10 protein-coding genes are annotated in these 12,940 nt (G+C 60.4%); 4 read left to right on the top strand and 6 right to left on the bottom strand.

All coding sequences use genetic code 11. From position 1 onward, the window contains the following. Positions 1 to 23: 23 nt before the first annotated feature. From QMK52_RS19245 to QMK52_RS19235, 3 genes are read right to left on the bottom strand one after another with little or no spacing between them, the layout of a single operon-like run. A complete protein-coding gene (locus QMK52_RS19245; RefSeq protein ID WP_194438511.1) occupies positions 24 to 1,316 on the bottom strand; it encodes an NAD(P)/FAD-dependent oxidoreductase in 1,293 nt (430 codons plus the stop codon). After that, positions 1,313 to 2,413 carry a polyamine ABC transporter substrate-binding protein gene (locus tag QMK52_RS19240; protein ID WP_320403258.1) on the bottom strand — a complete coding sequence of 367 codons (1,101 nt, stop codon included), beginning with the start codon at positions 2,411 to 2,413 and terminating at the stop codon, positions 1,313 to 1,315. Before QMK52_RS19240 ends, QMK52_RS19245 begins: the two co-directional genes overlap by 4 nt. Positions 2,414 to 2,437: 24 nt before the next feature. Beyond that, positions 2,438 to 3,796 carry a glutamine synthetase family protein gene (locus QMK52_RS19235; RefSeq protein WP_005788943.1) on the bottom strand — a complete coding sequence of 453 codons (1,359 nt, stop codon included), beginning with the start codon at positions 3,794 to 3,796 and terminating at the stop codon, positions 2,438 to 2,440. 138 nt (positions 3,797 to 3,934) lie between these two features. Here QMK52_RS19235 and QMK52_RS19230 point away from each other — a divergent pair, with 138 nt between their 5' ends. From QMK52_RS19230 to QMK52_RS19220, 3 genes are all read left to right on the top strand, one after another. Then, positions 3,935 to 4,831 (top strand): helix-turn-helix domain-containing protein, encoded by an 897-nt coding sequence (locus tag QMK52_RS19230; RefSeq protein WP_320403257.1) that lies wholly within the window; start codon positions 3,935 to 3,937, stop codon positions 4,829 to 4,831. A gap of 329 nt (positions 4,832 to 5,160) precedes the next feature. Next, the gene (locus tag QMK52_RS19225; protein ID WP_216091764.1) at positions 5,161 to 6,285 is read left to right on the top strand and encodes an IS481 family transposase; all 1,125 of its coding nucleotides are present in this window, start codon (positions 5,161 to 5,163) and stop codon (positions 6,283 to 6,285) included. A 464-nt stretch (positions 6,286 to 6,749) separates the two neighbouring features. After that, positions 6,750 to 8,912, top strand: a complete 2,163-nt coding sequence (locus QMK52_RS19220) for a TonB-dependent siderophore receptor (protein WP_320403256.1) — start codon at positions 6,750 to 6,752, stop codon at positions 8,910 to 8,912. On the opposite strand, the gene QMK52_RS19215 is transcribed toward QMK52_RS19220, so the two are convergent. Next, positions 8,902 to 10,032, bottom strand: a complete 1,131-nt coding sequence (locus tag QMK52_RS19215; RefSeq protein ID WP_320403255.1) for an MFS transporter — start codon at positions 10,030 to 10,032, stop codon at positions 8,902 to 8,904. The two genes, QMK52_RS19220 and QMK52_RS19215, sit on opposite strands and share 11 nt — an antisense overlap. A 98-nt stretch (positions 10,033 to 10,130) precedes the next feature. Between QMK52_RS19215 and QMK52_RS19210 the strand changes: the two genes are divergently transcribed. Continuing rightward, positions 10,131 to 10,901 carry an AraC family transcriptional regulator gene (locus QMK52_RS19210; RefSeq protein ID WP_078821164.1) on the top strand — a complete coding sequence of 257 codons (771 nt, stop codon included), beginning with the start codon at positions 10,131 to 10,133 and terminating at the stop codon, positions 10,899 to 10,901. A 4-nt stretch (positions 10,902 to 10,905) separates the two neighbouring features. Here the strand turns inward: QMK52_RS19210 and QMK52_RS19205 are convergent, their stop codons facing one another. After that, positions 10,906 to 11,343: a carboxymuconolactone decarboxylase family protein gene (locus QMK52_RS19205; RefSeq protein ID WP_005788953.1), complete on the bottom strand. Its 438-nt coding sequence runs from the start codon at positions 11,341 to 11,343 to the stop codon at positions 10,906 to 10,908. Positions 11,344 to 11,436: 93 nt separating this feature from the next. Further along, a complete protein-coding gene (locus QMK52_RS19200) occupies positions 11,437 to 12,882 on the bottom strand; it encodes a mechanosensitive ion channel family protein (protein WP_005788956.1) in 1,446 nt (481 codons plus the stop codon). Between the last annotated feature and the right edge of the window lie 58 nt (positions 12,883 to 12,940).

Here is a 12,940-nt window from a genome sequence, read left to right as displayed (position 1 = left end):
GATTGCCTGCGCCCTTTGTGTGATCAAAGCACCTCGCGCAACCGATACCACAACATCCCCAACGCCAGCAGCGGCGAGCGTAGCGCCTTGCCGCCCGGGAAGGTCATGTGCGGCACCTGGCTGAAAATATCCAGGCCGCGACTTGCACCCGCGTGAATCGCTTCGGCCAACAGCCGTGCGCACCAGTGGGTCACGTTGAGGCCATGGCCAGAATAGCCCTGGGCATAGAACACATTGGGGTATTGCTTGAGCCGTCCGACCTGGGGAAAGCGGTTGGCGGTGATGCCAATCTTGCCGCCCCACTGGAACTCGATGGCGGTGTCGGCCAGTTGCGGGAACACCTTGAGCATTTTCGGGCGCATGTAGGCGGCGATGTCCTGGGGATCGCGCCCCGAGTAATGGCAGGCACCGCCAAACAGCAGGCGCCGGTCGGCGGACAGCCGGTAGTAATCCAGCCCGACTTTCTGGTCGCACAGCGCCAGATTCTGCGGAATCAATTGCTCGGCCACCGTTTTCGGCAACGGCTCGGTGGCGATGATGTAGCTGCCCGCCGGCAGCACCTTGCCGCCCAGGCGAGGCTCCAGGTCTTCAAGGTGCGCATTGCACGCCAGCACCAGATGGGCGGCACGCACACTGCCGCCGGCGCAACGCACCTGCACAGTGTGGCCATGGATCAGTTCCAGCACCTGGGTCTGTTCAAAGATCCGCACCCCGAGGGCCTCGGCCACCTGCGCCTCGCCGAGCACCAGGTTGAGCGGGTGCAGATGCCCCGAGCCCATGTCGACCAGGCCACCGGCGTACACCGTCGAGCCCACCACCTGGGCCATGTCCTGCGCGCCCACCAACCGGGTTTCAGGGGCATAGCCCATGGCCGCCAACTGCGCCTGTTCATTCTTGAACGCGGCGAATTGCGCCGGGGTATTGGCCAGTTCACAAAAACCCCAGCGCAAGTCGCAATCGATACCATGCTCGCCGATGCGCTCGCCCACCAACGCCACCGAGTCGATACCGGCTCGCGCCAGATAGCGCACGCCCTCCTCGCCCACGTATTTGGCAAACCCCGAGACATCATGACCGATACCCCGAATCAACTGCCCACCGTTGCGCCCGCTGGCACCCCAGCCAATGCGGCGGGCCTCCAGCACAATCACCGTGAGCCCGCGCTGGGCCAGTTCGATGGCCGTGTTGACCCCGGTGAACCCGCCGCCGATCACACACACATCAACGCTCAGATCAGCGTCGAGTGCAGGCCGCTGCGCCATGGTGTTGGCTGTCGCGCGGTAATAGGACTGCGCATGTTCGCTGGACTGAATCATCGGTTGGACTTCACTTTGCTCCAGGCGCGGGTCATCACGCGCATGGTCGCCGGCGTAGGCGTGGTGGAAATGTAGAGTTTGTCGAGGACGTCCTGGGGCGGGTAAACCTCAGGGTTGTTGACCAGTTCCGGGGCCATGAACGGCTTGGCCGCCGGGTTGGCGTTGGCGTAGCCCACCGAGGCGCTGACCTTGGCGATCACTTCGGGTTCGAGCAGGTAGTTGATGAACGCGTGGGCCTCTTTGGGGTTGGTGGCGTCGGCAGGAATGGCCAGCAGGTCGAACCACAGGTTGGAGCCTTCCCTGGGAATCGAGTACGCAATGTTCACCCCGTTTTTGGCTTCCTTGGCGCGGTTGGCGGCCTGGAACACATCGCCGGAATAACCGAAGGCCACGCAGATATTGCCGTTTGCCAGGTCCGAGATGTACTTGGAGGAATGGAAATAAGTGATGTACGGCCGCAGCGTCAGCAGCTTGGCTTCGGCCTGCTTGTAGTCCTCGGCGTTCTCACTGCGAGGGTCCTTGCCCATGTAGTTGAGGATCGCCGGGAACAGCTCATCCGGCGAATCAAGGAAGGCCACACCGCATTCGTGAAGCTTCTTGAGGTTGTCCGGCTCGAACAGCACCGCCCATGAATCAATGCGCTCGATACCCAGCACCTGCTTGACCTTGTCGACGTTGTAACCGATGCCATTGGTGCCCCACAGGTACGGCACCGAGTGCGCGTTACCCGGGTCGTTCTGCTCCAGCAGCTTGAGCAACCGGGGATCGAGGTTCTTGAAGTTGGGCAGTTGCGCACGGTCCAGCGTGAGGAACGCGCCGGCCTTCACTTGCCGCGCCAGGAAGTGGTTGGACGGCACCACCACGTCATAGCCGGTGCGTCCGGCGAGCAACTTGCCCTCCAGGGTTTCGTTGGAGTCGAACACGTCATAGACCACCTTGATCCCGGTCTTGGCCTGGAAATCCGCCAAGGTGGTTTCACCGATGTAGTCGGTCCAGTTGTAGACGCTCACCGTCGACGCTGCCTGGGCGCTAGCGCTGATTGCCGCCGGCAGTACAAGTGCAAGTGCCAACGGCAGAAGCCTGTTCACAAGACGCATATCGTCACCCTTTTTATCGTTGTTTTAGACGCTCAACAGCAGGAATTCACGTTCCCAGGAACTGATCACCCGCTTGAAATTCTCATGCTCGGCGCGCTTGACCGCGACGTAGCCGCGCACGAATTTTTCGCCCAGGTACTGCTTGACCGTGTCGCAGTCCTCCATGCGTGCCAGCGCATCCTCAAGGGTGAACGGCAAGCGCAGGTTGCGCCGTTCATAGGCACGGCCTTCCACCGGCGCACTGGGCTCGATCTGCTCGATCATGCCCAGGTAGCCACACAACAAGCTGGCGGCGATCGCCAGGTAGGGATTGGCATCGGCACCCGGCAAGCGGTTTTCCACGCGCATCGCCTCGGGGCTGGAAGTCGGCACGCGCAGGCCGACGGTGCGGTTTTCTTCGCCCCATTCGACGTTGACCGGCGCCGAGGTATCCGGCAAAAAGCGCCTGAACGAGTTCACGTTGGGTGCAAACATCGGCAACAGCTTGGGGATGTACTTCTGCAGGCCGCCGATGTGATGCAGGAATAACGGGCTCATGTTGCCGTCGGCATCGACGAACACCGGTTTGCCGGTGGCAATCTCCACCACGCTCTGGTGCAGGTGCATGGCGCTGCCGGGTTCGTCGGCCACCGGCTTGGCCATGAACGTGGCGGCCACGTTGTGCTTGAGCGCGGCCTCGCGCAGGGTGCGCTTGAACACAGTGATCTGATCGGCCAGGTCCAGGGCGTCGCCGTGACGGAAGTTGATCTCCATCTGCGCCGGGCCGTCTTCGTGGATCAGCGTGTCGAGGTCCAGGCCCTGGGCTTCGCACCAGTCGTAGACGTCTTCGAACAACGGGTCGAATTCGTTGGCGGCGTCGATGGAAAACGACTGGCGCCCGGTTTCGGCACGCCCCGAACGACCGATGGGGGTTTTCAACGGCAGGTCCGGGTCTTCGCAACGCTGGGTCAGGTAGAACTCCATTTCCGGCGCGACAATCGGCTGCCAGCCCTGGTCGGTGTACAGCTGCAGGACTTTTTTCAGCACATTGCGCGGCGACAGTTCAATCGGGTTGCCCTGTTTGTCGAAGGTGTCGTGGATCACGATGGCGGTGGGCTCGATGGCCCAGGGCACCACGTAGGTGGCGTTGGCCACCGGGCGGCAGATCATGTCGATATCGGCCGGGTCCAGCAGGTCGTAGTAGATGTCGTCGTCGACAAAGTCCCCGGTTACCGTTTGCAGCAGCACACTTTCCGGCAGGCGCATGCCTCGCTCATGCAGGAACTTGTTGGTGGGTGCAATCTTGCCGCGTGCGATGCCAGTCAAGTCACTGATCACGCATTCGACTTCGGTAATCTTGTGTTCTTTCAGCCAGGTGGAGAGCTGATCGAAGGGGGCGTTCATAAGGACCTCGTCTTGGGTGGGATACGGCGCCGGCTTGTACTGTCGACGCATTGAGGTCTATCTTGGGCCGGCCTTGAAACGGCATCTATCCACTTTGCACGCAGTACAACGCACCAATAGAGTGCGCACGGATCCCCCATGACACAGGCAACCGCTTTGCGCGTACAGGCCTTCGCCACCGGCGATGTGACCGCCCAATGCAGTGCGACACCCGGTTGGGTGCAGCATTACCAGCAAATGTCCCCCGGGCATTTCGCCGGGCGCGTGCGCTACCTCGACCTGCAAGGCGTGCAGGTGTACGAAGAATGTATGAACACCCGCGTGGAACAGCACTTCAACGCGCCGCCAGGCTCGCTGTCGTTCTGCTTCGATGGCAGCGACAACGCGCTGTACCTGCTTAACGGCGAAAGCCGCAATACCTGGATCACCCCGCAGAACTACCGCGAAGTGGCGGTGGTGTTCGGCCCGCAGTTCGTGCAGCACCATGGGCTGGACATGGCCAGGCTGGAAGGGTTGTTCATGGCGCCACTGGCCTGTCAGCAAAGCGCGCTGTTCACTCGCTGGCTCAGCGGTACCCTTACGCGCCTGTCGGCACTGACCGACCCCATCAGCCGTGATGCCCTGACCCAGCAGTTGCTCGACGATTGCCTGTTTATCCTCGACAACGCTTGCGTGTGCCTGGACGGCAGCTCCTTGCAAAAACGCAATGAAGAACGCCGGTTGATGGCGCGCATCGGCGAATGGGCGGCGGATGCACCGGATGAAACTGCCAACCTGTTGGAACTGGCGCAGATTGCGGGTGTGCCGTTGCGCCAATTGCAGCAAGGGTTCAAGACCTACACCGGGATGAGCCCGGCGCAGTGGTTGCGGTTGCGTCGGTTGAACGGGGCGCGGCGGGAGCTATTGAGTGGCGCGGATACCACCGTGGCCGAGGTGGCGATGAATTGGTCGTTCTGGCATCTGGGGCGGTTTTCCAATAGCTATCGACAGCTGTTCGAAGAGCTTCCCAGCGAAACCCTGAGGCGCTTTGGTTGAAACGCTATCCCCTGTGGGAGCTGGCTTGCCTGCGATAGCAACCTGTCAGTCGCTGATTGACTGCCTGAACCCCCGCTATTGCAGCTTAGGTATCTACACAACTTTGGGGCGACGCTGGACCTGTGGCGAGGGAGCTTGCTCCCGTGACGGCCTGACAGCCGACACAGTTATACCGAGTACATATCCATTGCTGCGGTAACGGCTGATATTGGTTCCGCTTTTACAGCGGGTCACTTTTGAAAAGCGTGTACGGACCGGACACATGGTTGACGGGTGTGCGGGGACATGGTGGACACTTTTCGGCGAGCCAACTTCGCCGGAAAGCCATCATGCCTTGGAACACGAGAGATACCATGAGCCTGAAAGAAGAGTTCGTTGCCTTAGCACGGCAGCCCGGCAGTAATAAAAGAGAACTGTGTCGACGCTTCGGCATCAGCCCGCAAACGGCCTATAAATGGCTCAAACGATACGAGATGCAAGGGCAGTCGGGGCTGCAAGAAAAGTCCCGAAAACCAGCTACCAGTCCCAAACTGACCAATGCGGCCCTGGAGGCGGAGGTCGTAGCGCTCAGGCAGGAACATCCGGCCTGGGGCGGACGCACAATCAGCAGCATCTTGAAAAAGCAAATTGCTCCCAGCACAGTAACTAACGTGCTGCACCGACACGACCTGATTCAGCCCGTTCAGAAGGAACAGGAAGCAAAGCTGAGATTTGAACACGATGCGCCTAACGACCTTTGGCAGATGGACTTCAAAGGGCATTTCGCAACTCAAGAAGGTCGATGCCATCCCCTGACCTTGTTGGATGATCACTCGCGATTCAATTTAGCTATTCAGGCGTGTGATAACGAACGCGGGGGCACAGTGAAGGAGAAGATGATTGAGGTATTCCAACGCTTCGGATTGCCCGCTCGTATCAATGTTGATAACGGTCCTCCATGGGGATCGCCGCGCAACCCCGGTGAAATCACAGAGTTAAGTATCTGGTTGATTAGCTTGGGAATCCGGATCAGTTTCAGTCGCCCCTATCACCCTCAAACCAACGGAAAGATCGAGCGCTTTCATCGATCACTCAAGGCGGAGGTGCTTAATGGACGGCAATTTTCCACGATCAAGGAGGCTCAAACCGCATTTGATCAGTGGCGTGAGGTTTATAACCTGCAGCGTCCTCATCAAGCACTGGACTACAAGGTGCCCATGGACCGGTATCGGTCCAGCCCTTGGGCTTACCCGCAGCAGTTATCACCCTTCGAGTACGGGCCGGATGATGTGTCGATCAAGGCGTATCACAGCCGATTTCGTTTTCAGAAACGCTATTTCAGCATCGCCAAGGGCCTGAATGGTCATCACATCGGAATACGACCTAACCCTGAAAAAGACGGTCTCTTTGATGTTTACTTCTGCCATCACTTTCTAAGAACGATCGACCTGAGCAAACCTGACTATGGCCCATAATGTGTCAACCATGTCCCCGCACATGTGTCCACCATGTGTCCGGTCTATACAAAAAGCGCAAAAGTAACCCAAACGCTCTTGCCCCACCACTCGGCACCTCGCTTAGGCTCGGTGTGCCCGTAATCCGCCAGTGATTTGGGGGGCCGCCGCCACGCGCCATCCATGGCGCGGGGCGGCTAAACCGGCATCCCTGCCGGTTTACCCCCCAAATCCCTGTCGAATTCCGGCCAGCGTGGTTTGACGGGGCGCTTGGATCAAAAGCAGATCAAGATCAAGAGCTCCTCGCTTCGCATCGTGGTTACCGTCGGTTGCTATCAAGTTGTGTAGATACCTATGGCTATCGCAGGCAAGCCAGCTCTCACATTTGATACGTGGTGTGGCAGAGCCCCTGCTGCATAACTTGTAAAATCCCGCCGTTATGCCTAGCTTATGCGCCCCCCCGCCCTGCGTTTAAGGCCCTGCCCATGGTTCTGCGTTTTCGACCCGTCGTCACTTCACGTTTTGCCCTTGGCCTGCTGCTCAGTGGCGGCATCGGCAGCAGCCTGGCCGCCGAGATCCAATTGCCGGCGGTGAAGGTCCAGGGCCTGGATGAGTCCGGTTACCGCAATGAAACCGCTTCGGTGGGCGGTTTTGACGAAGCACCATTGCTCGACACTCCGGCCTCGATCACGGTGATCAACGCAGCCTTGATCAAGAACCAGCAGGCACGCTTGCTCAGTGAAGTACTGCGCAACGATGCCTCGGTGGGCGACAGTTACGCGCCCATCGGCTATTACGAAAACTTCGTGGTGCGCGGCTTCTCGCTGAATGCGGCCAGCAGCTACAAGATCAATGGGCGCACCATCACCGGCGAGCAGAACGTCGCTCTGGAAAACAAGCAGCAGGTGGAAGTGCTCAAGGGCCTGGCCGGTTTGCAGAGCGGCATTTCCGAGCCCAGTGGCGTGATCAACTACGTGACCAAGCGGCCGGAAGATGTGCGTTCGGTAACAGTGTCTACCGATGATCGCGGCAGCGGTTATATCGCCACCGATGTCGGCGGCTGGTTTGGCAGCGAGCAGCAGTTCGGCCTGCGTGCCAACGTCGCCCATGAAGACCTCAATTCCTATGTGGAACACGCCAATGGCCAGCGTGATTTCGTATCCCTGGCCTTTGACTGGAACATCAGCCCCGACGCCGTGCTGCAACTGGATGCCGAGTACCAGAACAAGCAACAACGTTCGGTACCGGGGTATCAACTGTTGGGCGGTACGCAGGTGCCCCATGACGCCTCGCCGAAAAAGCTGCTGGGGCACCAGACCGGCGGCAAGCAGGTGGGGATTGATTCGCTGAACCTCAACGGCAAGTTCGAGTACCGTTTCAGCGACCAGTGGAAAGGTAATATCAGTGCGGCGCACAGCAAGGTGGTGATTGACGATTACAGCTCGTTTGCGTGGGGCTGCTACGGGTCGGCCAGTTGCAGTTCAACAAGCGTACCGAACTACTTCAGCCCCGAAGGCAATTACGACGTCTACGATTACCGCAGCCCTGACGACACTCGCCGCGACGATGAAATCCAGGCGGCCATGACCGGCCTGTTCGACACCGGCAGCATAGGCCACGAACTGACGTTTGGCACCAGCGCCTTTCGCCGGGTGATCGACAAACGCAAGTCGGTCAACGAATTTATCGGCACCGCCAATATCGACGAACGAGTTCCGAGTTTTCCCCCTACCGACAAACCGCTGAACGACAGCCACCGCAACCTCGACAGCCGCCAATACGGCCTGTTCGTCACTGACCGCATTCGATTCAACGAGCAATGGCAAACCATCCTCGGTGGCCGTGAAGTACGCCTGGATGAAAAAGCCTTTGACGGCGTCACCGGCAACCAGACACGCCACACCCAACAATACGTGTTCCTGCCCCAGGCCTCGCTGATCTACAAACCAGTGGACAACGTTTCGCTGTACACCAGCTACAGCAAGGGCCTGTCACTGGGCGGCACGGCGCCGTGGTTCGCAAAAAACCAGGATGAAACACTCGCCCCCACCGTCTCGCGCCAGATCGAAGCCGGGGTTAAATACGACTGGCGCCGCATCAGTTTTGCCGCCGCCGTGTTCCAGACGCGCCAGGCTTACCAATACGCCAAGCCCGAAGGTGACGGTTTCACCTACCTGCAGCAAGGCGAGCAGAAGAACACCGGCCTGGAACTGTCCGCCAACGGCTGGGCCACCGACCGCCTGCAAATCGCAACCAGCGTGGCAGCGATTCGAGCGCGGGTCAGCGGCAGCGGCACGCCGGACTATGAAGGCCACCAGGCGATCAACGTACCCAAGCTGCGCGCCAGCCTGTACGCCGACTATGCCTTGCCGTGGGTCAATGGCCTGGCGGTACTGGGCGGCGTGCAATACAGCGCCAGGAAATACGCCAATCGCACCGGTAATGTACAGGTAGGCGATTACGCGGTGGTCAATGTCGGCAGCCGTTACACCACCAAGGTCGATGGGTACGAGACGGTGTTTCGCCTGAGCGTCGACAACCTGTTCGACAAGCGCTACTGGCGCGACGCAGGCGAGTACATGGGCGATGACTACCTGTTCCAGGGCGCACCGCTGACGGCGCGCTTGAGTGCATCGGTCAACTTCTGAAGACCCGCGGCGTTGCCAGCCACAACGCCGCCAAGCTGCATACCAACAGGCTCCAGCCAAGGTCCTGGGTCCATGCCACCAGGGTCAGCCCGCCACCAATCACCAGGTAATACAGCAAGCCAAACAAGGCGGCGGCAGTGCCGAGGCGATCGCGGTAGTCGACTAACGCGCCGCCGAGCACGTTGGGTATCGCCATGCCGAATGCCAGCACCACCAGCAACATCGGCCATACCAATAACCAGCTGTGTTGCAGGGCCAGTACCAGCAGGCTCCCCACCACCGCCACTGCAGCAGCGACGAACACCAACTGATCGCTGTCCATACCACGCTTGAGCAAGGCTTTGTTCAGCCACGCTCCCAGGCCGGACCCCAACGCCAGCAGCACGCCGCTGTAGCCGAACTCGGCAGTGGAGCGCCCCAGTTGCGCGAAGATAAACGGGCCCACGCTGTAATAGCTGAACAGCGCAATATTGAAGGCTGCCACCAATCCGACCGAGCGCCAGATTCCGGCATCCTTGAGCATCAATCCGAGTGTCTGGCCAAGGGCGGCCGTGGGCAACGATGCCGGGCGTGTTTCCGGCAGGGCCCACAGGCACCAGGCCCACAACCCCAGCGCGAGCACCAGCAACGTGCCAAGCACGCCGCGATAGCCAAAGCACTCCACCAGGCTTGCACCGCTGAATAACCCGATGGCGGGGCTGGCCGCCAGCGCAATGCCCATCAGCGAAAACACCTGGGCCAGTCCAGCACCGTGGAACCGGTCACGCAACACAGTCTGGGTGACCACCGACCCCACCGCCGCACCGAAAGCAGCGCACGCCTGGGCCAGCAACAAACCGCTGAATGTGGTCACATTCAAGGCCAGCGCCGAGGCGCCTGCATAAACCCCAAGCCCGATCAGCATCACGGGCCGCCGCCCCCAACGATCGCTCAAGCGCCCCCATACCACCACACCAAAAGCGAAGGCCAGGAAGTACACCGACAGTGTCTGCCCCGCCCGCTCAGGCTCGACCGCGAACACCCGGCCGATATCGCCCAGGGCCGGGCTGTACAGGGTCTGGGCCAATTGCGGGAACATCAGCAAGGCCATCGTCAGCATCAGCAAATTTCCAGACTTCATCACCAGGTCCATCCATAAAAACAATGGACGAATTCTAGGGCGCGCCAACTGGGGTATTATCCAGACTTCGACATTTTATCCATGAAATCGGACAACCCATGGCTTGGCTCGAAGCGACTGCGTCTTTCAATCCCGACGCGTTTGCCGCTCCCGTGATCGGCATCGCTGCGGTGCTGGGCAATCACGACTCCGGCATGCATCGCCACCAGCGCGGGCAGTTGCTGTTCACCCAGCAAGGTTGCACGCGCATCACGCTGGACACCCAGCTGTGTCTGCTGCCGCCCACCCGCGCTGCCTGGATACCTTGCGGCCTGCCTCATCGCGCGGTGATGCAGCACGCAGTCGATTACCGGTCTGTATACGTGAGCGCGGCCCTGGCCGGGCAGTTACCCGCGCAGGTGCGCGTGATCCAAGTGAGTACCTTGCTGCGGGCCGTACTGGAACCGATGGCTATGGCACCCTTCGAGACCGATTGGCACACCGGCCGCTATGCCCACTTGCTTGGCCTGTGCCTGGACGAAATCCGCCATGCGGTCGAGCAGCCCCTGCTCCTGCCGTTGCCGCAAGACAAGCGCCTGGCACCCTTGCTGGCCCAACTCGACCGCTTGCCACCGACATTGCAGGAACTGGAGCAGCACATTGGCGCCAGCACCAAGACCATTGGCCGGATTTTCCTCAAGGAAACCGGCCTGGGGTATCAGCAGTGGCGCCAACAGTGGCGACTGATGCGGGTGATCGAACTGCTCGCCACCGGGCGCAGCCTGGGCTACTGCGCCTTTGAACTGGGCTTTGCCAGCGACAGTGCGTTGATCGCCTTTTTCAAAGGCATGACCGGCAGCACCCCGCGTGGTTATTTCAAAGCCAACTGATGCCTTACTTGGGCATCTTGCGAAACCCCACCGCCAGGCGATTCCAGCTGTTGATGGTGGCGATGGCCACGCTCAGGTCGACTTGTTCCTGTGGGCTGAATTCGGCGGCCAGGGCGTTGAAGTCTTCATCCGGGGCGTGGGTGTGGCTGAGCAGGGTCAGGCTTTCGGCCCAGGCCAGGGCGGCGCGTTCACGTGGGGTGAAAAATGGCGTTTCGCGCCAGGCCGACAGGGTGTACAGGCGCCGCTCGGTCTCGCCGCCTTTGCGCGCATCGGCGGTGTGCATGTCGAGGCAGAACGCGCAGCCGTTGATTTGCGAGACGCGCAGGCGCACCAGTTCCAGCAGTGGCAATTCGATGGAGAGTTTGCCCACCGCCGCTTCCAGGGCGAGCATGGCTTTCATCGCGTCGGGGGAGGCGGTGTAGAAATCGGTACGGGTTTGCATGATGAGACTCCAGAACGTTGGGACAGGTGCGCAGAGTAATCAGCGCAGCGTTCTGGAGAAATAGCCAATCCGGGCGAAGAACAGGTGACCAATCTACAGGCCACGGCTCCTCAACCACTGGATGAAGCCCTTCTTGACCGGCACCACGGGTACGTCTTCGGTCAGGGCCTGGGCGGCATGGCGACGGAAATCCAGCAGCGCTTTCATGGCTTCGCCGATATCATGCCGGGCGTCCAGGCACGGCTTGAGGTATTCATTTTCGATGCGGTACAGCGTGCAGTAGGTCTTGGCCGAAAAATCCGCCAGTGCCGCCTGGTCGGAAAGGATGCCGGACTCACCGATCACCTCCCCCGGCCCCATGCGCCCGGCCTCGAACTTGTGCCCGTCCTTGATCAACAGCACCGAAACCACGCCAGACTCGATGATGAACAGGTGATCGCTGACCTCCCCTGCCGCCAGGATCATCTCACCAGCGCGGTAGGTGTGCAGGGTCATGTTCTGGCTGAAGGTGTCTTTTTCTTCCTGACGCAAGGTGGAGAAGATCGACGAGCGCTCAAGCAGAGCGCGGGCGCCGGACACGGATGGCGGGGTGCTGCCTTCGGTGGAGGACAACAGCCCCACACCTGCCGCCTGCAAATGCCGATAGGCCAGGTCGTAAAGCTGGTTGCGTGTTTCACGCTTGAGGCCCATGGCCGGCACAAACCCACTGATTTCATATTCCACGCCGCCGCTGGTGGAGGCCTTGAACGCCACGCTTGGGGCGGGCTTGGCCAGCAGTGGCCGGCAACCCTGCATCGCACGCTCCAGGGCCTCGATCACGGTTTGCGGGCGCGCATGGGGGCTGACTTGCAGGCTGACCGCCAGGCCGAACATGTCTGCCGGGCGCGAAAAGTTGATGATCTTGGCTTTGGCCGCCAGGGAATTGGGGATCACCGCCAGGCTGCCCTGGGACGTTTGCAAGCGCGTGGCGCGCCAGTCGATGTCGGTGACGCGGCCTTCAGTACCGTCGATGGAGATCCAGTCATCGATCTGGTAAGGCTTGGTGGTATTGAGGACGATCCCGGAAAACACATCGCTCAAGGTGCTTTGCAGCGCGAGGCCGACGATGATCGCCACGGCACCGGAGGTGGCCAGCACGCCCTTGACCGGCAGGTCGAGCACATAGGCCATGGCGGCGATGATCGCGATCAGGAAAATCACCGCGCCCAGCAGGTCCTGCAATAAACGTCCGGTATGGCCGACCCGCTGCATCATCACTGCGCCGAGCAACACCGTAAGGGTGCGCGCCGCGAACAGCCACCAACCGATCTGCAACGCCGTGGCGGCGAGGTGCAAGGTAGTGTCGTCGGCATAGGGCGCCGCTTGCATGGGGTTCATGCCGTCGTTGAACAACACGGCACTGAATACCGCAAAGATCACCAGCCGCGCCGCCAGTTTCCAATTGGCCAGGCTGGGGGAAATAAGGCGCCACACGGCAATGTCGATAAGGATCAACGCCAGGGCGCACAACATCGGGTGATCAGCGATAAATGAGGGCATCCAGGCTACTCCAGGGCGAATGCCGAGAAGATCGCATGAAATAAGAACCCTGGGAACA

The sequence above is a fragment of the Pseudomonas sp. P9_2 genome (assembly GCF_034008255.1).
GTDB classification, from domain to species: domain Bacteria; phylum Pseudomonadota; class Gammaproteobacteria; order Pseudomonadales; family Pseudomonadaceae; genus Aquipseudomonas; species Aquipseudomonas synxantha_A.
This window is presented reverse-complemented; position numbering and strand designations above follow the sequence as displayed.